This is a genomic window from Janibacter cremeus (genome assembly GCF_029395675.1).
Classification (GTDB): domain Bacteria; phylum Actinomycetota; class Actinomycetes; order Actinomycetales; family Dermatophilaceae; genus Janibacter; species Janibacter cremeus_A.
Map to the genome: position 1 here is coordinate 2,433,232 of NZ_CP115184.1, position 24,769 is coordinate 2,458,000.

The following is a 24,769-nucleotide window of genomic DNA, read 5'->3' on the forward strand; positions in this document are numbered from 1 at the left end:
CGAGATGTGGCGGTCCATCCAAATTTCAGAGAAGACTCATTCAGCGCGCCGCGAGAGTTGGCAACCCGGCTTAAGGGCTGGCCGACCGATAGACGGAACACAGAGTCCTTTCCGCGCACTCGGGAGGAGGACCTGCTATTAGAAGCTGGCGCCAACGCTTTCGACGTCGCTCAGGCGGAGGAGGCGCTTGACACGCTATTGCTGCTCTCCAGGACCGCAGACGACTTGGCCCTGGCAACTGTCGCGTGCCTCTTTTACGCAGCGGGTAAAGCTGACCTCGACGACTATGAACCCCTATTGACGGCGATCGATCACGGTTTAGCGAGACTTGAGCCTGTTGATGGAGTAGTCGGGGGGCTCCTTCGTTCCTTGTTGCACCTTCAGCGAGCACTCCGTGTCTCGGAGACCAACGGTACAGGTGTCAAGGACGGGCGGATAGCGCTCGAGCACCTCCGTCAACTCAATACATCGCCCTTAGGGTTAGTTGACATCAGCCCTGGGGTCTCCTGGGATTCGAGCCACGTCTGGCGACGGGTCAGAGACGAATTGATTACGTCGGCTCGATCACATGTTGGCATGACCAGCCCCCTTCATCATGACAATTCGTGGATGGAAAGCGTTAAGGCCGAAAAGGCTCGTGTTTTCCTCGAATTTTCGGCGTCGGCCGGCGAAGGCTTTGATAAGCTGATAGATGAGCGATTCAACACTGTGACCAAAGACCCCACCGTAACTTGGGGGGCGCGGAACACCATTGAAGGCCCAATCATAAATGAACTTATACATCAGGAGCTGATTGGTAGCCGCTATGCGCCACATGGACGCAAGGTGTTGGGACAGATTCGTCTGCTCCGTGCCGATATGCAAGGTCCGTTAGACGCCTTGCGTCTGCTGCGCCAATCCAAGGAAACAAAGTCGTTCGCCAAGGGCGCGCGGCACTTTAGAGCCAACGGGCCGCTGAACGTGGTGCGTGCGGAAGCGTTAGCAGTCATTCATCGACGTCCTTTGTCATGGTGGCGCGACGTGGATATAGAGGCTATGGCGCAGGGGGGCGACCTGCTTGGTTCCTCCGATGCGGCCAGGGGCTTTGAGGCCCTATCCCAAGCGATGCGAAATTCATCCAAGGACACGGATGTCCGCTTCGGCATGGACCGTCGAATGGCGGCGCTCGGCACCCTCTCGAGAACTGCTGGGCGAGATGAAGACTTGTGCACCTTGGTCCTTCAACTTGTGACTCAAGGTCCTCAGGAACAGATCCTTATGAATGCCTACGCCGTGGGACTTCGGTACGTCGAGTGGGAGAAGGTGACACTGGGCACCCAAAGCGCCTGGCGCCACTGGCTGGAGAAGGGGCCCACAGGCGTCGATCATTCTGCAGTGCGATTGACTGTGGCCGCTGCCGTGGGCCTCCCTGACACAGTGGACCGCGGAGGTACCGGCTTGACGGCGATTGCAGCCGAACTGAATTCGGCGGCTTCGTCTGATGCCCTATCCCCCATCAGCCACGTTCGTGCGGTCGAGATGGCAGAGTCGCTTATTGAAGCCATGACCGGGATTCGGGAGAAGGCTAGTCGCGGCGGGTACGGTTTCGGGGGTCTCAGTCCCGCGGACTTGGCCGTTACGCTCCTAGCGCACAATGGGGGTATTTCTGACCTATGGGAGGCCGTGATCGGTTATGTGACAGACCCGAATATTCCTCGCGAACTAAAGGCAGATGCGGTCGACCGATTGGCTCGCCTGTCGAAAGAGATTCCGAACGAATCACTTTCTGAACTATCCCTCGGAGTTGACGGCCTCTTCGCGTCCCAGAATTTGCACTTGCCGAACAGTGGTGGTTCTGACGTTTTTGCCCCGGCGCTGCGTCTTGCTGCTCTTACAGGTATCCGGGGTGAAGCGTCCCTACTTTCGGATTTGGTCCGCCTCACGTCGGATCCGGCTCCAGCGGTGCGGGTGGAGGCTGCTAGAACACTCGACGCCATGGCTGGCAACGCAGCCTGCTTGTTCTCGTGGGCACACGCCCTGTTGGTCCAACTTTGCCGTGACCGAGACGCCACTGTCCGCGCGAACGCGGGGCACGGCCTTGCGAGGGCAGCGGCACCGCAGAACGAGTTGCGGTCACTATGGGAGGAACTTCTGGTCGAGTTGCTAGGAGAAGACGGCGTCATTGTTCCGCTTTTCACCGTCCGTGGAGTAGAAGAGGCTTGGTCTAGAGGCGACATGCCGGTCCCCGCCGTTGTGCGCTCGATCGAGGAAAGGGCGGAAAATTCGATGTCTCTTGGGGTAAGGGAAGCCTGTGCGGCGGCGCTAGTGCTACTGGCGAAACGAACCCCCGCCCAAGACGATAGCTGAACCTGGGTCAAGTCCCCTCGGGTGGTGTAGCGCTGTGTACTCCTTCGTGATGATTCAGGCGGTCAGTGCGGGTAGGTGATCATCTCCGATCTCAGGGTCGGTGGTGGGCACGATGTTGATGCGGCAGCGGGCGAGGACTTCCAGGCCGAGGTAGCGCCGGCCTTCGGCCCATTCGTCGGTCTGCTCGGCCAGCACGGCGCCGACCAGGCGCACGATCGCGGCCCGGTTGGGGAAGATGCCCACGGCGTCGGTGCGGCGGCGGATCTCGCGGTTGAGGCGCTCTGCGGGGTTGTTCGACCAGATCTGGGTCCACACGTCTTTGGGGAAGGCGGTGAACGCCAGGATGTCGGCTCGAGCGGTGTCGAGGTGCTCGTGGACGTCGGGCAGTTTGCCGTCGACGTAGTCCAGCAGCCGCTCGAACTGTGCCTGGACGGCGTCCTTGTCGGGTTGGTCGTACACCGAGTGCAGCATCGCCTTGACCGCTGGCCACATGCTCTTGGGCGTGGCGCTCATCAGGTTCGCGCTGTAGTGCGTGCGACAGCGTTGCCACGATGCTCCGGGCAGGTTCGCCGCGATCGCCTCGACCAGGCCGGCGTGGGCATCTGAGGTGACCAGCCGGACGCCGGTCAGGCCGCGGGCGGTCAGGTCGGCGAAGAACTCGTTCCACGCCGCACCGGTTTCCGAGGTCGCCACGCGTAGTCCCAGGACCTCGCGGTGCCCGTCGGCGTTGACGCCGGTGGCGATCAGCGCGACGGCGTTGATCACCCGGCCACCTTCGCGCACCTTCATCGTCAGCGCGTCCGCGGATACGAACGTGAATGGTCCTTCGTCGCTCAGGGGGCGGTGGCGGAAGTCCTCGACGAGTTGGTCAAGGTCGGCCGCCATCCGAGAGACCTGTGACTTGCTCAGCGAGTCGATCCCCAATGTCTTGACGAGCTTGTCCATGCGGCGGGTGGACACGCCGGCGAGGTAACAGTCGGCGACGACGGTGATCAGCGCCGACTCGGCGCGCTTGCGCCGCTCGAGCAGCCACTCGGGGAAGTAGCTGCCGGTGCGCAGCTTGGGGATGGCGACGTCGACGGTCCCGACGCGGGTGTGCAGGTCGCGGTGGCGGTACCCGTTGCGTTGCGCGGTGCGACCCGGAGTGGGCCGTCCGTACTCGGCGCCGACGACGGCGTCAGCGTCCGCGGACAACAACGCGTTGATCATCGTCTGCAGCAGGTGCCGCATCAGATCAGGACTGGCTTCGCTCAGGGCTTCACCAAGCAGGCCGGCAGGGTCGACAATGTGTGGAGCGGTCATCGTGATGACTCCGTTCGAGAGTGCTGTGAGAGGTTCACTCGAAGGATCACACGGTGACCGCACCTACGTCCGTAACGGACGACGTGGCCACCCTGCGCTACACCACTATGCGGGACTCAACTTGAACCTGCCTCATCACTTGATGGGCGACCGGTCCTCAAGGCCGACTTTTCGGTCGTTTCTCGGGGGTTGATGCGCTGGGTGGCTCACCCCGTTCCTCGTAAACTCGAGGTCGTGGAGTCTGTTCCAACGTCGGCTGGCCGTTCGGGCGCGACAAAGGTGTAGATCGCCGAGCGGCGCGATGGGCGCCATCGTGTCATCGAGCACGTGGGCGCTGCGCGGTCCCAAGGAATAGGGTCAGCGGGCGAAGTCGGCGACGACCTCGAGGCACTCGCTCGGCGCCTCCCAGAGCGTGTTGTGGTCCCGCCCCTCGACGACCACCCGGTGCACGTCCGGGATCACCGCGGCGAGCGCAGCACTCATCTGCGGCGGCACGAGCGAGTCCTGCGCGCCGTGCACGAGCAGCGTCGGCACGCCGATCCGCGGCGCGAGCACGTCGGTCTCCCACCGGTCCGGCACGAGGAGACGCGGGAAGACCCGCACCACCCGGCGCACCATCGCCGTCATCGAGGTGAAGGGCGAGACGAGGACGAGGCGGCCGCCCCCTTCGTCGTCCGTGAGGTGGCCGTCCGCGGCGAGGTGGGCCGCGACGGAGGAGCCGAGCGACTCCCCCACGAGCACGGTCTCCGGCGCGCTGAGCCCCTGCTCGCGCAGGTGGGTCAGCCCGTCGACGGCCGCGCCCAGGATGGCCCGTTGGGTGGTCCGCTGCTCGGCGGCCGGCCCGTAGCCCGGGTACTCCACCGCCGCGAAGCCGAGCCCGTGGTGGGCGAAGAGGTCGGCGAGCGGGCTGATGGAGGCGAGGTCGGAGCCGTTGCCGTGCATGTAGACGACCGTCCGGCCACCGCTCGGGGCGGGCCGGTGGAGGAGGTGGGTCCCACCCTTCGTCGTCTCGTGCTCCGCACCGTCGTAGGCGGGGACGGGGTAGATCAGGCGCCGCAGCATCACGCCCCCGAGCGAAGGGGGGCCACCGGCGCCCCGTTACCGAGGTCCGGGTCGGGGAGCACGCCCTCCTCGTCGAGCAGGCGCACCTCGTGCCCCTCGAGCCGCAGTCGACGCAGGCACTCCAGCAGCATCCGGCGGGCGACATTGCGCACGGAGTGCACCCGGGAGAGGTCGAAGGCGACGATGCGCTCCTCCGGGGGATTCGCCGAGATCCGCTCGACGACCCGCTCCGCTCCGGAGAAGCCGATCGTGCCGGCGAGCTCGTAGATCCGCACGAGGTCCTCGCCCACGCGCTCCACCCGTGAGGAGTGCATGACCGCCCGCGCCGGCGGGGCCACGGCCATCAGGTGCAGACCCATGTCGCGGGAGAGCCGCGCGAAGGTCTCCACGCCGCGCACGCTGTTGCCGTGGGCGTCCAGGCGCGGCGAGAACGAGGCGATGCCGACCTGACCGGGCAGGGTGCCGATGATGCCGCCGCCGACCCCGCTCTTGGCGGGGATGCCGACGGAGGAGGCCCAGTCCCCGGCCGAGTCGTACATGCCGCAGGTGAGCATGACCGACAGCACGTGCCGCACGAGGGGCGGCTCGTATATCCGCTGGCCGGTGACCGGTTGGACGCCGCCGTTGGCGAGGGTCGCGGCCATGGTGGCGAGGTCGCGGGTCGTGATGTTGATGGCGCACTGGCGGGTGTATGACTCGATGATCTCCCCGGCCGGCTCGGTGATGGTGCCGTGGTTGCGCAGCATGTGGATGATCGCGAGGTTGCGGTCGCTCGTCGCGAGCTCGGACTGCCAGACCTTTTCGTTGACCGTCAGCTCGCGGCCGGCGAGGGCGGACAGGTGTGCCCGGATCTGCTCGAAGCGTTCCTCCGGGTCGGCGCCGTCGCCGATGAGCGTGTGCGCGGTGATCGCTCCGGCATTGATCATCGGGTTGCTCGGACGGCCGGTGCCCGGCTCGAGCGAGAGCTCGTCGAAGGGGTCGCCGGAGGGCTCGACGTCGATCGTGTCCAGGACCGCCTCCAGCCCGTGCTCGCGGATCGCCAGGCCGTAGACGAAGGCCTTGGAGATCGACTGGATCGTGAACTCGACGTCGCTGTCCCCGACCGCGTAGACGGTGCCGTCGAGCGTGGCCAGAGCGACGCCGAACCGATCAGGGTCGACCGATGCCAGCTCGGGGATGTAGGAGGCGGGCGACCCTCCGCGGTGTGGGGTGCATGCTGCCGCGACCTCCTGGAGGTAGTCGGGTACCGGGTTCTCCATGCGCCCGATCGTGTCACGACGCGTTGGTCGCGTCCCCGATGACTGCCGGGGCGACGACCTCCCCGGTCGCTCGGTCGCCGTCACCGACGAGCCAGCCGAACCGCTTGACCGTGCGCAGGGTGACGACGGACTCCACCAGCGAGAGCCACGGCATCCGCTCGCCGAGGAGTCGCTCGAGCCGCATGAGGTCGGATGCCGAGCGCGCCCACACGGCGACGAGGAGGTTGGTGTCGCCGGTCGTCGAGACGCACAGCCGCATCTCGGGAAGCGTGGCCAGCGCGGCGACCGCCCGCTGCTTCGCCTCCTCCGGCACCCGGATGAGCCAGGTGCAGTTCAGTCCCCAGAGGGTGGGGTCCTGGGCGATCTCACAACGGAACGACAGCGCGCCCGACCCCACGATCCGCGCGAGGTGTCGGCGCACGGTCGCGGGGTTGCGGCCCGTCGCCCGGGCGATCTCCGCGGCGCCGGCCCGCCCGTCGAGCGCGAGGGCCTCGATGATCGGTTGCGGGTCCCGGGGCAGGTGCCTGCCGGACGGTGCCACGTGCTGGCGTGCAGCCTCGAAGCCCTCTCGCTGGGACGTGTCGAGGGTGTTCAGCCGCCAGTCCCTGCCCTGTCGGTGGATCTGCAGCGCCAGTCTGGCCCGTTGCCGCTGCACCCCCGGTACCGACGGCAGGACGTCGAGCAGGTAGCGGGACAGCGCGGTGAGGTCGCGCGCCATGACGGTCAGCGACAGGTCCCGGCCCCGCGCACTCTGCTCGATCGACATGGCGCGTGGGTCGCGGGCGAGGGCGGTGACGGCCTCCCGGTGGGCGCCCGGCTCGAGGTCGACGTCCACGAACGCCGTGAGCACCTCGTCGTGCCCGGACGGGTGGGCCACGACCCACGCCAGACCCTGGGAGCGCAACCGGTCCCAGCGGCCCATCAGGGTCACCGGCGAGGTCTGCAGGATCCGGGCTGCCCGGGCCCAGGACACCCGGGGCGCGATCTGCAGGCCGTGGAGGAGCTGCAGATCGAGCTCGTCGAAGGCAGTCGGTTGCACGGATCCTCCTTGGAATGCCGTTCATCGTCACGGAAACATCAAAATCCACGGACCGAGGTGGCCACGATTCCACACTTGTGCGATCCGAGGGACCGAGCAACGACGCCGGAGGCACCACCGATGACCCTGCTGGACGACGCATCCACGATGGCGGACGAACTGACCCGTCTGCGTCGCGACCTGCACCGCGAGCCCGAGATCGGGCTCCGGCTGCCACGCACCCAGGAGCGCGTGCTCCGCGAGCTGGACGGCCTCCCCCTCGAGATCTCGCTGGGCGACTCGACGACGTCGGTGACCGCGGTCCTTCGCGGCACGGCGGGAGCGAAGGGGGCCTCCCCCGCCGTCCTCCTCCGCGGTGACATGGACGCTCTACCCGTGCAGGAGGCGAGCGGTCTCCCCTTCGCCTCCCGGGTCGAGGGCGCGATGCACGCCTGCGGGCACGACCTGCACACCACCATGCTCGTGGGTGCCGCGCGGCTCCTCGCGGAGGAGCAGCACCGGCTCGCCGGTGACGTCGTCCTGATGTTCCAGCCCGGGGAGGAGGGGTGGGACGGCGCCGCGCACATGGTCCGCGAAGGGGTCCTCGATGCCGCTGGCCCCCGCGTCGAGGCCGCCTTCGGGCTGCACGTCTTCTCCGCCCTGGAGCGTGCGGGACAGTTCCGGACCAAGCCGGGGCCGATGCTGGCCGCCTCGGACGGGCTCGTCGTCGAGGTACACGGTGCCGGCGGCCACGGCTCGGCACCGCACCTGGCGAGGGACCCCGTCACCGCGATCGCCGAGATGGTCACCGCGCTGCAGACGGTCGTCACACGTCAGGTGGACATCTTCGACCCCGCGGTCGTCACCGTGGGCGCCCTGCGCGCCGGGACACGCCGCAACGTCATCCCCGAGACCGCCTCCCTGGAGGCCACGGTCCGCACCTTCTCGGAGCGCACGCGTGACCAGCTGGCCGCCGCCCTGCCCCGCCTGATCGAAGGAATCGCGCACGCACACGGCGTCGAGGTCGAGGTCCGCTACGAGCCCGAGTACCCGGTGACGATCAACGACGTCGACGAGACCGCCTTCGCCGCCGAGACGATCACGGAGGTCTTCGACGAGGGCCGCGGTGCGCAGATGACCCACCCCCTGGGCGGGTCCGAGGACTTCTCCCGGGTGCTCGACGAGGTGCCCGGCACCTTCATCGGTCTCGGTGCCGTCCCCGACGGCCGCGACCCGGCGACCGCCCCTTACAACCACTCCCCCCACGCCGTCTTCGACGACTCCGTCCTCCCCGACGGCGCCGCCCTCCTCGCCGAGCTCGCCACCCGGCGCCTGTCCACCGCCACCACCAGGAGCACCTCATGAGCACCACCGTCATTCCCCCGCGGACCGGCAAGGAGTCCCGCGGCAAGAACAAGACCATCATCGGGACCGGGATCGGCAATGCGCTCGAGTGGTTCGACTGGGGGATCTTCGCGGTCTTCTCACCGTTCTTCGCCACCCAGTTCTTCAACCCCGCCAACCCGGTGTCGGCCTTCCTGTCGACTCTGGCCGTCTTCGCGGTGGGGTTCCTGGCACGGCCCCTCGGCGGCTTCGTCTTCGGTTGGATCGCTGACCACCGCGGTCGCAGGCTGGCGATGACCTCGACGGTCGGCGCGGCGGCGGCCGGCAGCATCCTCATCGCGGTCTCCCCCACCTACGGCCAGATCGGCGTCCTCGCCTCGCTCCTGCTGGTCCTCGCCCGTCTGGTGCAGGGCCTGGCGCACGGTGGCGAGCTCCCGTCGGCCCAGACCTACGTCTCCGAGTACGCCCAGGACGGCAACCGTGGCCTGTGGGCCAGCCTGATCTACGTCTCCGGAACCATCGGCAACGTCGCCGGGGTGCTCACGGGTGCGGTCCTCACCACGCTGCTGACCCAGAGCCAGATGGTGTCCTACGGGTGGCGGATCCCCTTCGCCATCGGTGGCGTCTTCGGCCTGTACGCCCTGGTCATGCGCTCGCGCCTCACCGAGACCGACCACTTCGAGAGCGCCGCACGGGCCGAGAAGTCCGGGCCCAGCCTGTGGCGGCAGATCTGGACCCACCGGGTCTCCGCCCTGCGCGTGATCGGCCTGACGGTCGGCCTGACGATCGCCTTCTACACGTGGGCCATCGCAGCCCCCGCGCGCGCGATCGCCTCGCTGGGCATCGACGCCTCGTCCGCCCTGTGGGTCGGCGTGCTGGCCAACCTCGTCTTCATCGCGCTCCTGCCCGCCTGGGGCGCACTGTCCGACCGGATCGGCCGCAAGCCGGTGCTGCTCATCGGCGCCCTGGGCATCGCCGCGGTGTCCTTCCCGCTGAACGCCTACCTGCAGGACTCCGCCCTCCAGCTCGCGGTCGCGATGATCGTGGCGTTGATCTTCATCGCCGCTGCCTGCGCGATCGTGCCGGCGGTCTTCGCGGAGATGTTCCCCACGAGCATCCGCACGATCGGGGTGGGCGTGCCCTACTCCATCGCCGTCGCCGCCTTCGGGGGCACGGCTCCGTACCTGCAGGAGTGGCTGGGCGCGAACGTCGGCCCCTCGGCCTTCGTCGGCTACACCGTGGCCCTGCTGCTGGTCTCGGCGGCGGTCATCGCCACGATGCCCGAGACGAAGGGGAAGAACCTGCACGACGGCTGACCCAGCCGGACACTCAGCCCTCGCTGACGCCATGGTTGCCCGAGACGCCCTCGGATGACCGGGATATCCGAGAACGACCGCGCCACAAGCCGGTCACTCGCGGGTTTCCCGGGCCGGCCAAGACGACCCGGCCATCACCCGTTGGTCGGCGGACGCCTCACCCCCTTCGCCCTTGAGCGAAGGGGGTGAGTCACCTCAGGCCAGCGGCATGCAGGCCCTGGCCAACAGGTCCTCCTCCGCGGTGTCGGAGCAGTCGTTGAGGTAGCGGTTGAGTCCCAGGACACCGATCGGATCATCCAGGTCGTGGCGCGGCGCGAGCGCGAGCCCTTCGGCCCGGACGAACTCATCGATCCGGGTGTGCGCCTCGGTGATCAGGCTGTACGGCCCCTGGAGGCGGGCCATGACGACCTCCTGCTCGGGGACCTCGTGGACCGTGGGCGACGACGGTGAGCGGCGTGGCGGTGGCGGCCGAGGCCGTGGCGCTCGGTGCGGTCAGCGCGGTCGACGGGACGGCAACGGCGACCGGCCCGGCGAGCAGGACGGCGGCGCCGGTGGCGGCGAGCAGACGAAGGGGGTGGACGGCGGGTCAGGACTCCGTCCGGAGACGGCCCCTAGATGGTCGCGGCGTCGATGACGAAGCGGTAGCGCACGTCGGAGGCGACGACGCGGTCCCAGGCCTCGTTGACCTTCTCCGCGGGGATGACCTCGATCTTGGCGCCGATGCCCTTCTCCGCGCAGAAGTCGAGCATCTCCTGGGTCTCGGGGATGCCGCCGATGTTGGACCCGGCGAGGGACTTGCCGCCCATGATCAGCGAGAAGGCCGGCACCTCGAAGGGCTCGACCGGGCCACCGACGTTGACCACGGTGCCCTCGGGGGCGAGCATCGACAGGTACTTCTTCATCGGCAGCTTCGCGCTGACCGTGTTGAGGATCAGGTCGAACTTCCCGCGCAGGTCGGTGAAGGTCTCCTCATCACTCGTCGCGCGGTAGTCGACGGCCCCGAAGGCCAGACCGTCCTCCTGCTTCTTCAGCGACTGGGACAGCACGGTCACCTCGGCGCCGAGCGCGACGGCGAGCTGCACGCCCATGTGGCCGAGCCCGCCGAGGCCGACGACGGCGACCTTCGTGCCCTCGCCGACGTGCCAGCGGCGCAGCGGCGACCAGGTGGTGATGCCAGCGCACAGCAGCGGCGCGGCGACGTCGAGCTCCAGGCCGTCGGGGATGCGCAGCACGAAGTCCTCGGTGACGACGACGTGCGTCGAGTACCCGCCCTGGGTGACCGTGCCGTCGCGGTCGGTCGCGGCGTAGGTGCCGATCTGCTGCGGGCAGTACTGCTGGTTCCCCGCCTTGCAGGCGTCGCACTCACCGCAGGAGTTGACCAGGCAGCCGACGCCGACGCGGTCCCCGACGGCGTGGCTGGTCACCGCGGAGCCGACCTCGGCGACGGTCCCGGCGATCTCGTGGCCGACGACGAGGGGGTAGGGCGCCTCGCCCCACTCGCTGCGGGCGGTGTGGATGTCGCTGTGGCAGATGCCGGCGTAGGCGATCTCGATGAGCACGTCGTGCTCGCCGAGGTCGCGGCGCTCGATGGTCGTCGGGGACAGGGGCTCGGTGGCGGAGGGGGCCGCCCAGGCCTTCACGGTGCGCACGGGTGCGCTCCTCTCGTGGACGAAGGGGGATCCTGCCCAGTCAACCCCTCACCCGCGTCATCGGCAAACCATGTGTCGGGTGTGGCGTGGACCACCACAGGCTAGGACAGGCGAATCTGCGTCAGGCGTCGGGCGCGACCAGCAGCCGCAGCAGCGGCGCGGCGTCGTCGGGCAGGTCGGCGGCCGGGTCGAGCCAGCGCACCTCCTCGATCTCGGCCGCCGGCACCACCTCCGGCCGGGAGCGCCCCCTCAGGTGCGGGTGGCTGAAGACACTGGCGAGGAGCGGACGGCCGGCCTCGTTGGCGGCCGCGGTGCGGTGCACCGCGACGAGGTCGAGCAGCTCCGGCTCGAGCACCAGCCCCAGCTCCTCCTCGACCTCGCGCACCGCGCACTGCTCCGGCCTCTCGCCCGCCTCGGGCTTGCCGCCCGGGTGCATGAAGGAGGTCGTCCCCCGCTTGCGGACGGTGAGCACGTGCCCGTCCGCGTCGGCGAGGACGACGGCGCTGACGACGATCGCGTCTCCGGCCCCGCGCGGGCGGTCCGACGCCAGGGCGGCGTAGACGAGGGAGTCGGTCCACTCCCCCTTGCTCCACCAGTCCTGCCGGCTCCGCGCCTCCAGGTGCATCCCGAGGCGCTCGCACAGGGCTGCCGAGCGGGTGTTGCGCGCGTCCATCTGCGCGGCGATGCGGTGCATCCCGTAGTGGGTGAAGCCGGCCTCGAGGACCGCGGCCGCCGCCTCCGTCGCGAAGCCGCGCCCCGCGACCTCCGGGTGGAAGGTCCAGCCGATCTCCCCCTTCGCCCCGGTCTCGTCGGTGGCCCACAGGGCGACGTCGCCGATGACCCGGCCCTCGTGCTCGACGACGAGGGCGAGGGCGCGCGTCGGCGCCTCGATACCGGTGCGCGCGAGGCGCTTGGCGAGGTCCTCGCGACCCGACTCCCGCGACCACGGGTGGGTCAGGAGGTAGCGCGCGACGTCGGGGATCGAGTAGTAGGCCAGCAGGGCGTCGAGGTCGGACGCGGCGTGGGATCGCAGGCTCAGGCGCTCGGTGCGGATCGGGAGGAAGGGGGTGGGCACGGCGTTCAGGATGCCCGCCGGAGGGGCGATCGGTCACCTCCGCAGCCGGGGGTTCCGCCAGCCGCTGACGGCCCCGAGTCCCCTGACATAGCGCATCCCGAGCGAACCTGACCGTTACCTGAACGCGGCGTTCAGAATTCTTGACACCACCGTGACCATTTCGTGTCCTGATGGGCTAGTCTCGTCCTCGCCACCGCATCCAGCGGTGGACCGCTCTGGTCGCCGAGTCCTGCCACCCAGATCGGATCTGCGCAAACAGGAAGTGGCAGGAACGGGGGACCCAGGACCTCTGGCCGACAGGCCTCGGGGTGAAGTCCTTCCGGCCCGGACACCCGGGCCACGGACGGGATGTCTCCATCCCAACCCGACAGCTAACCCCGCAGGCGCAGGAGAGCACGATGACTCAGTTCTATGCCGGTCGCCACCGCGCGCCGCAGCAGCCCACCCTCCGCAAGACCGGCTTGAGCGTCGCCGCCGCCGCAGCGCTCGGTCTCACGGCCCCCGCCCTGCTCACCACCGGCACCGCTTCCGCGGCACCGGCCACCGTGAGCGCGCCGTCGGTCACGAGCACGACGAGCGCCTTCTCCGACATCGTCGGGTACGGCGACCGCGGCTCCGTGGTGCGCCAGATCCAGCGCGTCGTCGGCACGAGCGTCGACGGCATCTTCGGCCCCGCGACGCTCTCGGCCGTCAAGGACTACCAGGCCGACAACGGCCTGGCCGTCGACGGCGTCGTCGGCCCGCGCACCGGCTCGGAGATGGGTCTGGGCGGCTCGACCTCCAGCACCTCGACCCGCGCCGCGAGCAGCACCTCGAACTTCACCGGCGTCGTCCGCTACGGCGACCGCGGCTCCCTCGTCCGCGAGGTCCAGCGGGCCGTCGGCACCGGCGTCGACGGCGTCTTCGGCCCCGCGACGCTCTCGGGCGTCAAGCGCTTCCAGGCCGACAACGGCCTGGCCGTCGACGGCGTCGTCGGCCCGCGCACCGGCTCGGCCATGGGCCTGCAGGGATCCTCCTCGTCCTCGCCCACCCGCGCCTCGCGCACCGCCACCCGCACCGCGATCTCCAGCAACAGCTCGGTCCTCGACACCGCGGCGGGCCTCGTCGGCATCGCGTACCGGTACGGCGGCACGACCCCCTCCGGCTTCGACTGCTCCGGCTTCACCCAGTACGTCTTCGCCCAGCACGGCATCTCCCTGCCGCGCACGGCCGAGCAGCAGCGCCAGGCCGCCACGCGCGTCTCCTCGCCGCAGCCGGGTGACCTCGTCTTCTTCGGGGCCCCCGCGTACCACATGGGCATCTACGCCGGGAACGGCATGATGTACGACTCCGGCAACTCCCGCGTGCCGGTCTCCAAGCGCGCGATCTGGACCTCGAACGTGACCTACGGTCGCGTCTGATCCACCCCACGAAGGGCCCCGACCACCACGGTCGGGGCCCTTCGTCGTGGGACCGCCGTAACCGGGCGGAGGCGGTGGGGCCCCCTCTTCGGGGCGCTCTAGGGTGGTGAGCGATGCACACCGAGGCTGCGGAGACGACATGAGCGGGATACCCGAGCTGTCCGATGAGTCCGTGCGGCACTTCGCCCGGATCCGCGAGGACTTCACCCGGATGATGCTCGGCTACCGCTTCGGCATGGAGCAGGTGGCCACCCGGCTGGACATCCTGCGCGAGGAGTTCACCGAGCTGCACCAGGACAATCCGATCGAGCACATCTCGAGCCGGCTGAAGAGTCCCGAGAGCATCATCGCAAAGGCCGACCGGCAGGGCGTCGAGCTGGAGATCGAGGCGCTGCGCGCGGGCATCACCGACATCGCCGGTATCCGCGTGGTCTCCCCCTTCGTCGCCGACCTCTACCGGCTCGTCGACTCGCTCACCGCGCAGCCCGACATCACGGTGCGCACCGTCAAGGACTACGTCGCCCGGCCCAAGCCCAACGGCTACCGCTCCCTCCACGTCATCCTCGAGATCCCGGTCTTCCTGTCCTCGGGACCCGTGCAGGTCCCCGTGGAGGTGCAGTTCCGCACGGTCGCGATGGACTTCTGGGCGAGCACGGAGCACAAGATCTTCTACAAGTACGAGGGTGACGTCCCCTCCGGCCTGCGCCGGCGGATCACCGAGGCGGCCGCGACCGCGGCCCGCATGGACGAGGAGATGGCCGACCTGCTCCGAGCGGTCCACGGTGACGCCGAGGCCAGCCCGGTCGAGGGCCGGGTCCACGACCGCGAGCGCCGCTGACGAGAAGTCACACGACGAGGGCCTGTCGTTACCATTTCGTGACCTGATGGCTTACGGTGGTCCGCGGTTCCGCGAGGCAGCGGAACCCCGTCGGGACCGCCGTGTCCTGCCGACCCCGGCGGTCCCCTGTTCGACACAGGCAGGAGCGGGCCCCCGGCAGCCGGTGGTCCCGCAGGCGTGAGGAGACTCGCATGACCACCACGTTCTACGCCGGGCGCCACCGCGCGGTCCGCACGGCCCCGAGCACGACCCAGCGCGCCGGAGTCGGCGTCCTCGCCGCAGCCGCCCTCAGCCTGGGCGCGACCACCATGACCGCGACGAGCGCCTCCGCCAACGCGGGCGGCCCCACCGGCAGTGCGCCGGCACCGACGAGCTCGACGGTGTCGAGCGACTCGTCGGGCTTCGACGACTACGTGCGCGTGGGTGACACGGGAGCCGTCGTCGAGGAGATCCAGCAGGAGGTCGGCGCCACCCAGGACGGCGTCTTCGGCGCCGGGACCGAGCAGGCCGTCGAGGCCTGGCAGGGCGACAACGGCCTCGTCGCCGACGGCGTCGTGGGCCCGCGGACCGGCTCCGCGATGGGCCTGGACGGTGCGACCGGGTCCACGTCCGGCGACGCGGACGCCACCGCCACGAGCGGTGGCACCACCTCCGTCGAGGGGGACGCCGAGGCTTCCTCGCTCCTCGGCACGGCCGAGAGCCTCGTGGGGACCCCGTACGTGTACGGCGGCGAGGACCCGTCCGGCTTCGACTGCTCCGGCTTCACCCAGTACGTCTTCGCCCAGCACGGGATCGACCTCCCGCGCATGACCGGCGACCAGCAGGCCGCGGCCACCCCGGTGTCCAACCCGCAGCCGGGCGACCTCGTCTTCTTCGGCTCGCCCGCCTACCACGTGGGCATCTACGCCGGCGACGGCAAGATGTACGACTCCGGCACGGAGGGCTCGACCGTCACCAAGCGCGACATCTGGACGGACGACGTGACCTACGGTCGCTTCTGATCCATCCCGCGCAGGGGCCCCGACCGGCATTGGTCGGGGCCCCTCGTCGTGCGCGGATGAAGCTGCGGCTGCTCAACGCCAGCCACCAGGCGCTCTGGGCCGGCCCACCCGGTCGAGGTCCGGTCCACACCACCGGGCGCAGCAGTGGGGGCGCTCGCACGTCGAGCGGCAAGTGGCAGGCTGGTGGCCATGAGCACCCACAGCTTCGACGACAAGGCCGCCACCTGGGACGAGGACCCGGACAAGGCCCGGCAGTCGGGCGAGGTCGCACGCGGCATCGCCGCGGCCGTCCCGCTCGCCCCGCGCAGCCGGGTCCTCGAGTACGGCGCCGGCACCGGCCTGGTGACCATCGCGCTGCTCGACGAGCTCATCGAGCCGACCCTCACGCTGGCCGACAACTCCTCCGGCATGCGGCAGGTCCTCGCCGACAAGGTCGAGGCGGGGGTCCTCCCTTCGCCGACCCGGGTCTCGGACCTCGACCTGGAGAGCCACCCGGTCCCGACCGACCGCTACGACCTGGTGGTCTCGTCGATGGTCATGCACCACGTGAAGAGCTTCGATGTCGTGCTCGGGGCCTTCTTCGAGATGCTCGACCCGGGCGGCCACCTGTGCATCGCCGACCTGGACAAGGAGGACGGGTCCTTCCACGACCACGACTTCGACGGTCACCACGGCTTCGACCGCAGCAGCCTGCAGGCATCGCTGGAGCAGGCCGGGTTCACCGACGTCAGCGTCTCGGACTGCTCCTCGGTCACCCGCGACGACGCCACCTACCCCGTCTTCCTCGCGGTCGGTCGCCGGCCCTGAGGAGTGCCCGCGCGCCCGGTCCCGCATGGACGGCCGCGCCCCGGGTAGATCTGCCACCCCGACCCCACGGAGCAGCCGATGTCAGAGAACACGACAATCATCAACGCCTCACCAGCCGACGTGTGGAAGGTGCTCGCCGACGGCTGGCTCTTCCCCCTGTGGGTCGTCGGTGCCTCCCGGATGCGCGACGTGGAGCCCGACTGGCCCGCCGAGGGCAGTCGCATCCACCACTCCGTCGGCGTCTGGCCCCGTCTGATCGACGACGACACCGAGGTGCTCGCCTGCGAGGAGGAGGCGGCGCTGCGCCTGCGGGCCCGCGCCTGGCCGATGGGCGAGGCGGAGGTCCTCATCACCTTGACCCCCTCCGAGGGGCAGACGGAGGTGACCATCCTCGAGGACGCCACCTCCGGTCCCGGCCGGTTCCTCCCCGCGGTGGTGAGGGAGCCGGGGCTGGCCTGGCGCAACACCGAGACCCTGCATCGGCTCGCCCTCCTCGTCGAGGGCCGCACCCACCGCTCGGTCTGATCCCGGAGGAGGATGGCGCCATGCCCAGCACAGCCCCCGACGCGGTCGTCATCGGTGCCGGACCCAACGGCCTCGTCGCCGCCAACCACCTCGCCGACGCGGGATGGTCGGTGCTCGTCCTCGAGGCCGCGCCCGAGGTGGGGGGCGCCGTGCACAGCTCGCGGGACGTGCACCCGGACTTCGTCCACGACACGGGCAGTGCCTTCTACCCGCTGGCTGCCGCGTCCCCGGCGATCACCTCGCTCCGGCTCGAGGACCACGGGCTGCGGTGGCGGCACGCGCCGGCCGTGCTCGGGCACCCGACCCCCGACGGCGAGTGGGCGATCCTCCACCGGGACCGGGAGGTCACCGCGGCGTCGATGGAGGCGCAGCACCACGGCGATGGTGACGCCTGGCTGCGGCTGTCGGAGACGTGGGACCGCATCGGCGACCACCTCGTGGGCGGGCTGCTCACCCCCTTGCCTCCGGTGCGTGCGGCGGCGGGCGGGCTCACCCGGCTGCCCGCGGTCGGCGGGCTGCGCTTCGTCAAGGACCTGCTGACCCCGGTGCAGCAGTTCGTGCAGGACCGTTTCGGCGGGCGCTCACCGCGGCTGCTCCTCGCGGGGAACGCCGGCCATGCCGACATCCCGCTCAACGCGCCCGGGTCCTCGCTCATGGCCCTGATGCTGACGATGCTCGGGCAGACGGTCGGCTACCCCGTCCCCGAGGGCGGCGCGCACCAGCTCACGCTGTCCCTCGCCCAGCGCCTCGAGTCGCTCGGTGGCGAGATCCGCCGCGGCACGCAGGTGTCCGGGATCGACGTCGTCGACGGCCGCGCCGCACGCGTGCGCACCGCGGACGGGGAGGTCATCCCGGTCGGCCGGGCGGTCATCGCGACCGTGAGCGCGCCCGCGCTCTACGGGAGCCTGCTCGATGCGCGGGACGTCCCCACCCGGACGGCGAAGGGGATGGAGCGGTTCACGTGGGACCCGGCCACGGTCAAGGTGGACTGGGCACTCGACGGGGCCGTCCCGTGGGCGGGCGAGCCCCCCTTCGCCCCGGGCACGGTGCACATCGCCGACTCCGTCGAGCAGATGACCGACTCCCTGGGCCAGGTCGCGGCGGGCGCGATCCCCTCGGACCCCTTCCTCCTCGCCGGGCAGATGACCACCTCGGACCCCACCCGTTCACCGGCGGGCACCGAGTCTATGTGGGCCTACACCCACGTGCCGCAGGTGACGCGCACCGACGCCGGCGACGGCGGCATCCGGGGCGACTGGGGCCACGACGACTGCGAGCGCTTCGCCGACCGGATGCAGGCGCGGATCGAGCGGCTGGCGCCCGGCTTCGGCTCGCGGGTCACCGCCCGGCGGGTCCTCGGGCCGCACGAGCTCGAGGCCCACGACGCCAACCTCGTCGGCGGGGCGATCAACGGCGGCACCGCCCAGCTGCACCAGCAGCTCGTCTTCCGCCCGGTGCCGGGGGCCGGGCGGGCGGAGACCGGGATCACGGGCCTCTACCTCGGGTCGGCCTCGGCCCACCCGGGCGGCGGGGTCCACGGCGCCCCGGGGGCGAACGCGGCACGGGCGGCGCTGGCGCACGCCCGGGTGCGCAGCCTCCTCCCGTGGTGACCGGGACCGATCACCGCCCTACGCTCAGCGCAGGACCGCGACCCCGGGACCGTGGAGGTCCTCGAGGGCGACGGTCCGCCCGGAGATGGCCATGAGCAGCGACAGCGCCGGGCCGGTGACCTCGGGACCGTCACTCGTGCTGAAGTCCGCGTCGGTGGCGTGCAGGCCGACCTGCCGGGCCACGTCCTTGCCGCCGCCCAGCGCCCGGGGGGTGCGGGCCTGGTAGCGCAGGGACCGCAGGACCGCCTCCGGCGAGTACTCGTGCTGGATGCCCAGCGGACGGCGGATGTCCTCACCGTGGAGGACCTCCTCGACGAGGCGGCTGTCGAGCGGTGCCGGCGGGCCGGAGGTGCGTCCGACGACGCGGTCCAGCCGCTCGAGGGTCTCGCTCGGGGTGGCCCCGCGCTGGCGCCGCACCCCACGATCGTTCTGCCGGTCGAAGTCGAACCCGGCCCGCACCATCGCCCAGAGGACCCCGACCGGGGTGGCCAGGGCGTTGTTGACCAGGTGCGCGGCGACGTCGTGGACGGACCACCCCGCACACAGCGAAGGGTGCTCCCACTGCGCGTCGGTCAGCTGGGAGAGGTCCTCGACGAGGGCCCGGCGCTCGGCGTGCACGATCGACCAGGTGTCACTCATGCCGCCATCCTCGCAGTCCGACCCGTCAGCGCGAGGCCATCTCGGCGCGCCAGCCCGGCGGCAGCTCCCCGTCGACGAGCGAGATCGAGACCTGCTCCAGGTCCTCGGCCGCGAGGCTCTCGTCGGCAGCCGGGTAGAGGATCTGCTCCTCCTTGAGGTTGTGCGCCTCGAGCAGCGCCGCCAGGCGGCCGCACTCCCGACGAAGGGAGGCGATGTCCGGGTGGTCGTCGGCCAGGAGACGCTCGACGGCGTCGAGGACGCCCCAGATCTCCCCGTGCTCCCGGAGCATGACCAGGACCGGCGGGATCATCCCGGCCGCCCGCAGCGGCGGGAAGAGGTGCGCCTCCTCGACGTAGATGTGGTGCTGCAGCTCCCTCGCCGACGCGCGGAAGACCTCCGCTTGCACCTGCCCCTCGTCGAGGCCCGCGACGAACTCCGCGAGGCGGTCGTCGATGCTGTGGTGCTCCGCCTCGAGATCCCTGGCCACGCCGCCCATGACGCCCTCCCTCAATTAGTACGGTCCGACTAGTGACAATACAGCCTCCCGGCCGGGCACACTCACCCCATGAGCGATCTACCCGATGACGCGATCGAGCTCGCCCACCAGCTCTTCGACATGGCGCGCGAGGGACGCGCCGACGAGCTCGGGGCCTATCTCGATGCGGGGGCGCCGGCCGACCTGACGGACCCGTCCGGCAACACCCTGCTCATGCTCGCCGCCTACCACGGCCATGCCGATCTGGTGCGCGCGCTCGCCCGGAGAGGAGCCGATGTCGACGCCCTCAACGACCGCGGCCAGGCGCCGCTGGCCGGCGCCGTCTTCAAGGGGGAGGACGAGGTCGTCGCCGTCCTGCTGGAGCAGGGCGCCGATCCCGACGCCGGGCAACCGACGGCCCGAGCGACCGCGGAGATGTTCGGGCGCCCCGACCTGCTGCCACCCGCCTGAGGGACGCGCGAGGGCTGGACGGCGTCAGCGGTTCCGCCCACGACGCGCGTGGCAGGCTGCCGGGATGACCCCACGAGCATTCACCGGCCTCAGCGCCTTCCCGCTCACCCCGGTCGACGAGTCCGGCGGCGGCATCGACGAGGTCGCCTACCGCGGTCTCGTCGAGCGACTCGCCGCCGCAGGGGTGGACTCGATCGCCGCCCTCGGGTCGACGGGAAGCTATGCCTACCTCGACCGGGACGCGCGGCGTCGGACCGTCGGGATGAGCGTCGCGGAGGCCGGGGGGACGCCCGTCATCGCCGGCGTGGGTGCCACCAGCACGCGCGAGGCGCTCCGGCACGCCGAGGACGCCCAGGCCGCGGGCGCGAGCGCCCTGCTCCTCGCGCCCGTGTCGTACCAACCGCTGACGTCGGAGGAGGTCCTCGGGCTCTTCGAGGACCTCGACGCCGCCTCGTCGGTGCCGATCGTCGTCTACGACAACCCGGGGACGACCCGGTTCACCTTCACGGACGAGCTGCACGGCCGCATCGCGGCGCTCCCCCGCGTCGCCTCGGTCAAGCTCCCCCCGGTCGAAGGGGGCGCCGCAGCCGTCGCCCGGCGGCTCACCGCCCTGCGGTCGCACCTCCCGTCGGACGTGACGGTCGGGATCAGCGGCGACCCGGTGGCCGCCGAGGCACTCGTCGGCGGTTGCGACGGCTGGTACAGCGTCCTGGCCGGGGTCCTGCCGAGGACGTGCCTGGCGATCGTCGCGGCCGCCCGCTCCGACCGGCCCGACCGTGCGCTCGAGCTGTCCCGCCGGCACCAGCCGTTGTGGGCCCTCTTCGAGAGGTACGGCAGCTACCGCGTCGTCTCGGCACTGGCCGAGCAGCTCGGCCTCGTGCGCCACCCGAATCTCCCCCGCCCCGTCCTGGGGCTCGACGACGCCGCGCGCAGGGAGCTGGCCGGGGCCGTGACCCGGCTGCGGGAAGACGACCTCCTCGGTGATGACCTCATCCGATGAGGACGTCGGCCACGCGTATCCTCCCCGGCATGACGGCACCGCTGCTCCGCGCACTGCTCGAGGACCCCGGCCGCCCGGACGCTGTCGAGGTGGACGGGACCACCCTGGGGAGCGAGGAGCTGCGGGCGGCCGCGACCGCCTTCGCCGCCGCGCTCCCCGATGCGGGTCCGGTCGCCGTCCACGCGACCCCCCGGATGGAGACGGTCGTCGCGGTCGTGGGCTGCCTCCTGGCCGGGGTGCCTGCCGTACCCGTGCCACCGGATGCCGGGCCGGGCGAGGTCGAGCACCTCCTGCGCGACTCGGGCGCGAGCGTGTGGGTCGGACCGCGACCGGACGGGCTCACCCTGCCCGACGTGCCGGTCGACCTCGGGGCCCGCAGCGACGCGACGCTGCCCACCCCACCGGCCGACGCGACCGGCATCATCCTCTACACCTCCGGCACCACCGGCGCGCCCAAGGGCGTCGCCCTGGACCACGCCACCCTCGCGGCCGGGCTGGACGGTCTCGTCGACGCGTGGGACTGGACCGCGGACGACACGCTCGTGCACGGGCTCCCGCTCTTCCACACCCACGGGCTCGTGCTGGGGGTGCTCGGCCCCCTTCGCGTCGGAGCGCGGCTGCGGCACACCGGCCGGCCCGGCCCCGAGCGCTACGCGGCGACGCCGGGCACGATGTACTTCGGCGTCCCGACGGTCTGGTCGCGCATCGCGGCCGACCCCGGGTCCGCGAGGGCCCTCGCGGGGGCGCGGCTGCTCGTCTCCGGGAGCGCCCCCCTTCCCGTCCCCGTCTTCGACGCCATCCGCGAGCTGACCGGTCAGGCGCCGGTCGAGCGCTACGGGATGACGGAGACGATGATCACGCTCAGCACCCGCGCCGACGGCGAGCGCCGGCCGGGCTGGGTGGGACTGCCGGTCGCGGGCGCGCAGACGCGCATCCGCGGCGAGGACGGCACGCTCGTCCCGCACGACGGGGAGACCATCGGTCGCCTCGAGGTCCGTGGACCGATGGTCTTCGACGGGTACCTGGGTCGCCCCGAGGCGACCGCGGCGTCCTTCACGCAGGACGGCTGGTTCGTCACCGGTGACCTCGCCGCGTGGGACGAAGGGGGCTTCCACCGGATCGTCGGCCGGGAGTCGGTCGACCTCATCAAGTCCGGCGGTTACCGGATCGGCGCCGGTGAGATCGAGGCGTCGCTGCTCGCCCGGCCGGAGGTCGCGGAGGTCGCCGTGGCCGGGGTCGCCGACCCGGACCTGGGCCAGCGGGTCGTCGCCTGGGTCGTGCCCTCGGGCGCCGCCGACGAGCCCGTGGCCGAGGCGCTGACGGCGCACGTCGCGCGCGACCTGTCGTGGCACAAGCGCCCGCGCGAGATCCGCTTCACCGACTCGCTGCCCCGCAACGCGATGGGCAAGGTGCAGAAGAAGCAGCTCGACGGCGTCGACTGACGCGCTCCGGGTGAGCCGGCCACAGGCGGATCACCGCCGGGCGCGGTCCTCGAGCAACCAGCCGGCGGTGATCGAGAGCCACTGGTCCTCCCCCTCGCGCAGCCGGGTCAGCCTCTCGTCGACGCCCGGCACGTCCAGGGCCGCCAGGGCCTCCATCGCCGGCACCACGACCTGCTTGTCGTCGTGCTCGAGGGCGTGGACGAGCGCGTCCGCCGCCGGCCGGGCGTCGGGGTCCCCGATCCCCACGAGCACCTCGGCCGCGTGGCTGCGCACCGACGGCTCCGTGGCCTCGACCAGCCGCGCGGCCAGACCGTCGACGGCAGCCGCGCCCGCCTGCTCGAGCGCGCGGGTCAGCTCGCGGCGGCAGAAGTCCTCCTGCTCGCCGAGGTGGTCGATCAGTGCCGAGACGGCACCGGGGGTCGCGGTGCGACCGAGCGCCCAGCGGGCCTTGGCGGCGACGTGCTCATCGGGGTCGTCGACGAGCGGCAGGATCCGGGCGACGGACTCGGGGCGACGGATCTTGCTCAGGGCGTGCAGGACCTGGACGCGCTCCCGCCCGGTGTCCTGCAGGGCGTCGACGAGCAGCGGGTAGGTCGCGTCGGCGCGGGTCACGACCGCCCACGTGAGGGTCTCGCGCACGTAGAAGTCCGGCTCGGAGATCAGCAGCGACACCAGCTCGCGGGCCACCGAGTCGTCCGCGTGGATGCCGAGGTACAGGGCCGCGCGCTGGCGCACGGAGGAGTCCTCGTGCACGGCTGCCCGCAGTGCCTTCTCGAGGGAGTCGGAGGTGGCCATCGACCGCACGCTACCGGTCCATCACGCGCCCAGGAGGGACAGTGGGACGACGGCCACCCCATCCCTGCGGCGATAGGCTCGGTCACCCGTCGTGATCACCACGAGATCCACAACCTCGGTCGGCAGCTTCTCGCGCAGCCACAGGAGGTGGCGGACATCCGCGTCGTTGACTGTCGTTGCCAGCTTGACCTCGACACCCACGACGCGGCCGTCGTCCGCCTCGACGACCAGGTCAACCTCCCGATCACCGTTGCGCGTGCGCAGATGACCCACCCTCGCCTGCGCAGTCTGGGCCGCAGCACGTACCGTGAGCGTGGCCAGTGACTCGAACAGCTGACCAGCCATGTGTGCACCGCGAGGACTCCCCAGCGCGGTGGCATCGAGGCCGAGCAGCCGGGCGGCGAGCGCAGGGTCGGCGATCTGGTGCTTCGGGGCCTGCTGGAGGCGAGAGATCGCACTACGGCTGGGACTCCATCCTGGTACTGGGTCCAAGAGATAGAGCTGGCTCAGGTGGTCCCGGTAGGCGATGGTCGTCGTCTTGGCGGGCTGCGTTCCATCGCCCGCGGTAGTGGCATCGAGAATCTTGGAGTAGGACGTCGTGGTCGATGATGCAGCGGCATAGGCGGACAGCCAGCGCCGGAGCGTGGCCGGACGACGGACGGCCAGTCCCTGCTCGGGCAGGTCTCGGTCGATGACACGCTCCAGATAGCCGTCCAGCTGTGCACGACGAAGCCGGGCGGGTGCGCTGGTCAGCCCCGGTAGACCGCTGCTCTCAATGGCCAGGAAGTAGTCCCCGGCGCGCCACCGGGTACGGCCTGCGGGAGCGACCCAGCGCCCCTCGAGCAACTCCCCCAGCGAGACGCTCGGCTCGGTGACGCCGCGCTCCGGCAGACTCATCGGTCTCATGCGCACAGACAGGATCCGGCCCGCGCCGCTGTGGGTGTCGACGCCGGGCGTGGGAGTGGCACTGCCGGTCAGGAGGAATCGGCCCGGGGGCGCCCCGGCATCGACACCACGCCGCACTGCGTCCCACACCTCGGGCACTCGCTGCCACTCGTCGATGAGGACGGTTCCTACCTCGAGCCCGGCCATCATCGGGTCTGCGGCGACCAGATCCCGATGAGCCGGGTCGTCGAGCATCAGCACGGTCGACGCACGCCGCAGTGCCGTACCGGTCTTACCCACCCCCTTCGCACCCTCCAAGGCAATCGCACCGGCGAGCGGCAGAAGTTCATCGAGTTCCGTGTCAACGAATCTGCGCAGGTAGACCATGAACGCAACGCTACTGTTAGCCGCTCTGATGCGCTACCTTTAGCAGCACCGCTGCTCTACCTTCAGCAGTGAAGGCGCACGACTTCCAGCCAGTGGCCGAGACACTGCACTCGGATACGCTCG

23 protein-coding genes and 1 riboswitch are annotated in these 24,769 nt (G+C 70.6%); of the genes, 12 read left to right on the forward strand and 11 right to left on the reverse strand.

The annotated features are described in order from the left end of the window. Nucleotides 1-576: 576 nt before the first annotated feature. On the forward strand, nucleotides 577-2,346 hold the full coding sequence (locus O9K63_RS11495; protein WP_277237968.1) for a HEAT repeat domain-containing protein: 1,770 nt from the start codon (nucleotides 577-579) through the stop codon (nucleotides 2,344-2,346). A gap of 54 nt (nucleotides 2,347-2,400) precedes the next feature. On the opposite strand, the gene O9K63_RS11500 is transcribed toward O9K63_RS11495, so the two are convergent. The 4 genes from O9K63_RS11500 to O9K63_RS11515 form a co-directional block, all read right to left on the reverse strand. Then, nucleotides 2,401-3,648 (reverse strand): IS256 family transposase, encoded by a 1,248-nt coding sequence (locus O9K63_RS11500; RefSeq protein WP_277237970.1) that lies wholly within the window; start codon nucleotides 3,646-3,648, stop codon nucleotides 2,401-2,403. A gap of 357 nt (nucleotides 3,649-4,005) precedes the next feature. Beyond that, nucleotides 4,006-4,710 (reverse strand): alpha/beta hydrolase, encoded by a 705-nt coding sequence (locus tag O9K63_RS11505; RefSeq protein ID WP_277242313.1) that lies wholly within the window; start codon nucleotides 4,708-4,710, stop codon nucleotides 4,006-4,008. Next, nucleotides 4,710-5,969 (reverse strand): glutaminase, encoded by a 1,260-nt coding sequence (locus tag O9K63_RS11510; protein ID WP_277237971.1) that lies wholly within the window; start codon nucleotides 5,967-5,969, stop codon nucleotides 4,710-4,712. The genes O9K63_RS11505 and O9K63_RS11510 overlap by 1 nt, the downstream gene beginning before the upstream one ends. Nucleotides 5,970-5,982: 13 nt before the next feature. Continuing rightward, nucleotides 5,983-7,008 carry an Lrp/AsnC family transcriptional regulator gene (locus O9K63_RS11515; RefSeq protein ID WP_277237973.1) on the reverse strand — a complete coding sequence of 342 codons (1,026 nt, stop codon included), beginning with the start codon at nucleotides 7,006-7,008 and terminating at the stop codon, nucleotides 5,983-5,985. A gap of 120 nt (nucleotides 7,009-7,128) precedes the next feature. Between O9K63_RS11515 and O9K63_RS11520 the strand changes: the two genes are divergently transcribed. Next, nucleotides 7,129-8,352 carry a M20 metallopeptidase family protein gene (locus O9K63_RS11520; protein ID WP_277237975.1) on the forward strand — a complete coding sequence of 408 codons (1,224 nt, stop codon included), beginning with the start codon at nucleotides 7,129-7,131 and terminating at the stop codon, nucleotides 8,350-8,352. Further along, entirely contained in the window at nucleotides 8,349-9,647 is a 1,299-nt protein-coding gene (locus O9K63_RS11525; RefSeq protein ID WP_277237977.1) for an MFS transporter, read from the forward strand. The genes O9K63_RS11520 and O9K63_RS11525 overlap by 4 nt, the downstream gene beginning before the upstream one ends. Before the next feature lie 195 nt (nucleotides 9,648-9,842). Here the strand turns inward: O9K63_RS11525 and O9K63_RS11530 are convergent, their stop codons facing one another. From O9K63_RS11530 to O9K63_RS16795, 3 genes are all read right to left on the reverse strand, one after another. Beyond that, complete coding sequence (locus O9K63_RS11530) at nucleotides 9,843-10,049, reverse strand: hypothetical protein (RefSeq protein WP_277237978.1); 207 nt, start codon at nucleotides 10,047-10,049, stop codon at nucleotides 9,843-9,845. A gap of 209 nt (nucleotides 10,050-10,258) precedes the next feature. Continuing rightward, nucleotides 10,259-11,296 (reverse strand): NAD(P)-dependent alcohol dehydrogenase, encoded by a 1,038-nt coding sequence (locus O9K63_RS11535; RefSeq protein ID WP_277237980.1) that lies wholly within the window; start codon nucleotides 11,294-11,296, stop codon nucleotides 10,259-10,261. 121 nt (nucleotides 11,297-11,417) lie between these two features. Continuing rightward, entirely contained in the window at nucleotides 11,418-12,371 is a 954-nt protein-coding gene (locus O9K63_RS16795; RefSeq protein ID WP_346771026.1) for a GNAT family N-acetyltransferase, read from the reverse strand. A 238-nt stretch (nucleotides 12,372-12,609) separates the two neighbouring features. Beyond that, a riboswitch (cyclic di-AMP (ydaO/yuaA leader) is annotated at nucleotides 12,610-12,772 on the forward strand. Here O9K63_RS16795 and O9K63_RS11550 point away from each other — a divergent pair. From O9K63_RS11550 to O9K63_RS11575, 6 genes are all read left to right on the forward strand, one after another. Then, nucleotides 12,770-13,771 (forward strand): NlpC/P60 family protein, encoded by a 1,002-nt coding sequence (locus O9K63_RS11550; RefSeq protein ID WP_277237982.1) that lies wholly within the window; start codon nucleotides 12,770-12,772, stop codon nucleotides 13,769-13,771. It overlaps the preceding riboswitch by 3 nt. Nucleotides 13,772-13,910: 139 nt before the next feature. Then, on the forward strand, nucleotides 13,911-14,609 hold the full coding sequence (locus tag O9K63_RS11555; RefSeq protein WP_277237985.1) for a GTP pyrophosphokinase: 699 nt from the start codon (nucleotides 13,911-13,913) through the stop codon (nucleotides 14,607-14,609). Between the two features lie 191 nt (nucleotides 14,610-14,800). Continuing rightward, nucleotides 14,801-15,610, forward strand: a complete 810-nt coding sequence (locus tag O9K63_RS11560) for a C40 family peptidase (protein ID WP_277237987.1) — start codon at nucleotides 14,801-14,803, stop codon at nucleotides 15,608-15,610. Between the two features lie 189 nt (nucleotides 15,611-15,799). Then, complete coding sequence (locus tag O9K63_RS11565) at nucleotides 15,800-16,417, forward strand: class I SAM-dependent DNA methyltransferase (protein WP_277237988.1); 618 nt, start codon at nucleotides 15,800-15,802, stop codon at nucleotides 16,415-16,417. A 78-nt stretch (nucleotides 16,418-16,495) separates the two neighbouring features. After that, a complete protein-coding gene (locus O9K63_RS11570) occupies nucleotides 16,496-16,942 on the forward strand; it encodes an SRPBCC family protein (protein WP_277237990.1) in 447 nt (148 codons plus the stop codon). Between the two features lie 20 nt (nucleotides 16,943-16,962). After that, complete coding sequence (locus O9K63_RS11575; RefSeq protein WP_277237992.1) at nucleotides 16,963-18,552, forward strand: phytoene desaturase family protein; 1,590 nt, start codon at nucleotides 16,963-16,965, stop codon at nucleotides 18,550-18,552. A 24-nt stretch (nucleotides 18,553-18,576) separates the two neighbouring features. Here the strand turns inward: O9K63_RS11575 and O9K63_RS11580 are convergent, their stop codons facing one another. Both O9K63_RS11580 and O9K63_RS11585 read right to left on the reverse strand, forming a co-directional pair. Next, on the reverse strand, nucleotides 18,577-19,191 hold the full coding sequence (locus O9K63_RS11580; RefSeq protein ID WP_277237993.1) for a maleylpyruvate isomerase family mycothiol-dependent enzyme: 615 nt from the start codon (nucleotides 19,189-19,191) through the stop codon (nucleotides 18,577-18,579). A 25-nt stretch (nucleotides 19,192-19,216) separates the two neighbouring features. Continuing rightward, the gene (locus O9K63_RS11585; RefSeq protein WP_277237994.1) at nucleotides 19,217-19,687 is read right to left on the reverse strand and encodes a hemerythrin domain-containing protein; all 471 of its coding nucleotides are present in this window, start codon (nucleotides 19,685-19,687) and stop codon (nucleotides 19,217-19,219) included. A 69-nt stretch (nucleotides 19,688-19,756) separates the two neighbouring features. Here O9K63_RS11585 and O9K63_RS11590 point away from each other — a divergent pair, with 69 nt between their 5' ends. The 3 genes from O9K63_RS11590 to O9K63_RS11600 all read left to right on the forward strand — a co-directional run bounded on the left by O9K63_RS11590 (nucleotide 19,757) and on the right by O9K63_RS11600 (nucleotide 22,579). Then, nucleotides 19,757-20,137 carry an ankyrin repeat domain-containing protein gene (locus tag O9K63_RS11590; RefSeq protein ID WP_277237997.1) on the forward strand — a complete coding sequence of 127 codons (381 nt, stop codon included), beginning with the start codon at nucleotides 19,757-19,759 and terminating at the stop codon, nucleotides 20,135-20,137. 64 nt (nucleotides 20,138-20,201) lie between these two features. After that, nucleotides 20,202-21,137 (forward strand): dihydrodipicolinate synthase family protein, encoded by a 936-nt coding sequence (locus tag O9K63_RS11595; RefSeq protein WP_277237999.1) that lies wholly within the window; start codon nucleotides 20,202-20,204, stop codon nucleotides 21,135-21,137. Nucleotides 21,138-21,166: 29 nt separating this feature from the next. Further along, complete coding sequence (locus O9K63_RS11600) at nucleotides 21,167-22,579, forward strand: acyl-CoA synthetase (protein WP_277238001.1); 1,413 nt, start codon at nucleotides 21,167-21,169, stop codon at nucleotides 22,577-22,579. A gap of 30 nt (nucleotides 22,580-22,609) precedes the next feature. Here O9K63_RS11600 and O9K63_RS11605 read toward each other — a convergent pair whose 3' ends face one another. Next, nucleotides 22,610-23,374: a HEAT repeat domain-containing protein gene (locus O9K63_RS11605; RefSeq protein WP_277238004.1), complete on the reverse strand. Its 765-nt coding sequence runs from the start codon at nucleotides 23,372-23,374 to the stop codon at nucleotides 22,610-22,612. A gap of 21 nt (nucleotides 23,375-23,395) precedes the next feature. Continuing rightward, nucleotides 23,396-24,646, reverse strand: a complete 1,251-nt coding sequence (locus O9K63_RS11610) for an ATP-binding protein (protein WP_277238006.1) — start codon at nucleotides 24,644-24,646, stop codon at nucleotides 23,396-23,398. Nucleotides 24,647-24,769: the final 123 nt, after the last annotated feature.

Excerpts from the sequence above, each read along its gene's own strand:
- O9K63_RS11495 (WP_277237968.1), top strand. The coding sequence starts at position 577 with ATGACCAGCCCCCTTCATCATGACAATTCGTGGATGGAAAGCGTTAAG.
- O9K63_RS11500 (WP_277237970.1), bottom strand. The coding sequence starts at position 3,648 with ATGACCGCTCCACACATTGTCGACCCTGCCGGCCTGCTTGGTGAAGCC.
- O9K63_RS11505 (WP_277242313.1), bottom strand. The coding sequence starts at position 4,710 with ATGCTGCGGCGCCTGATCTACCCCGTCCCCGCCTACGACGGTGCGGAG.
- O9K63_RS11510 (WP_277237971.1), bottom strand. The coding sequence starts at position 5,969 with ATGGAGAACCCGGTACCCGACTACCTCCAGGAGGTCGCGGCAGCATGC.
- O9K63_RS11520 (WP_277237975.1), top strand. The coding sequence starts at position 7,129 with ATGACCCTGCTGGACGACGCATCCACGATGGCGGACGAACTGACCCGT.
- O9K63_RS11525 (WP_277237977.1), top strand. The coding sequence starts at position 8,349 with ATGAGCACCACCGTCATTCCCCCGCGGACCGGCAAGGAGTCCCGCGGC.
- O9K63_RS11530 (WP_277237978.1), bottom strand. The coding sequence starts at position 10,049 with ATGGCCCGCCTCCAGGGGCCGTACAGCCTGATCACCGAGGCGCACACC.
- O9K63_RS11550 (WP_277237982.1), top strand. The coding sequence starts at position 12,770 with ATGACTCAGTTCTATGCCGGTCGCCACCGCGCGCCGCAGCAGCCCACC.
- O9K63_RS11555 (WP_277237985.1), top strand. The coding sequence starts at position 13,911 with ATGAGCGGGATACCCGAGCTGTCCGATGAGTCCGTGCGGCACTTCGCC.
- O9K63_RS11560 (WP_277237987.1), top strand. The coding sequence starts at position 14,801 with ATGACCACCACGTTCTACGCCGGGCGCCACCGCGCGGTCCGCACGGCC.
- O9K63_RS11565 (WP_277237988.1), top strand. The coding sequence starts at position 15,800 with ATGAGCACCCACAGCTTCGACGACAAGGCCGCCACCTGGGACGAGGAC.
- O9K63_RS11570 (WP_277237990.1), top strand. The coding sequence starts at position 16,496 with ATGTCAGAGAACACGACAATCATCAACGCCTCACCAGCCGACGTGTGG.
- O9K63_RS11575 (WP_277237992.1), top strand. The coding sequence starts at position 16,963 with ATGCCCAGCACAGCCCCCGACGCGGTCGTCATCGGTGCCGGACCCAAC.
- O9K63_RS11580 (WP_277237993.1), bottom strand. The coding sequence starts at position 19,191 with ATGAGTGACACCTGGTCGATCGTGCACGCCGAGCGCCGGGCCCTCGTC.
- O9K63_RS11585 (WP_277237994.1), bottom strand. The coding sequence starts at position 19,687 with ATGGGCGGCGTGGCCAGGGATCTCGAGGCGGAGCACCACAGCATCGAC.
- O9K63_RS11590 (WP_277237997.1), top strand. The coding sequence starts at position 19,757 with ATGAGCGATCTACCCGATGACGCGATCGAGCTCGCCCACCAGCTCTTC.
- O9K63_RS11595 (WP_277237999.1), top strand. The coding sequence starts at position 20,202 with ATGACCCCACGAGCATTCACCGGCCTCAGCGCCTTCCCGCTCACCCCG.
- O9K63_RS11600 (WP_277238001.1), top strand. The coding sequence starts at position 21,167 with ATGACGGCACCGCTGCTCCGCGCACTGCTCGAGGACCCCGGCCGCCCG.
- O9K63_RS11605 (WP_277238004.1), bottom strand. The coding sequence starts at position 23,374 with ATGGCCACCTCCGACTCCCTCGAGAAGGCACTGCGGGCAGCCGTGCAC.
- O9K63_RS11610 (WP_277238006.1), bottom strand. The coding sequence starts at position 24,646 with ATGGTCTACCTGCGCAGATTCGTTGACACGGAACTCGATGAACTTCTG.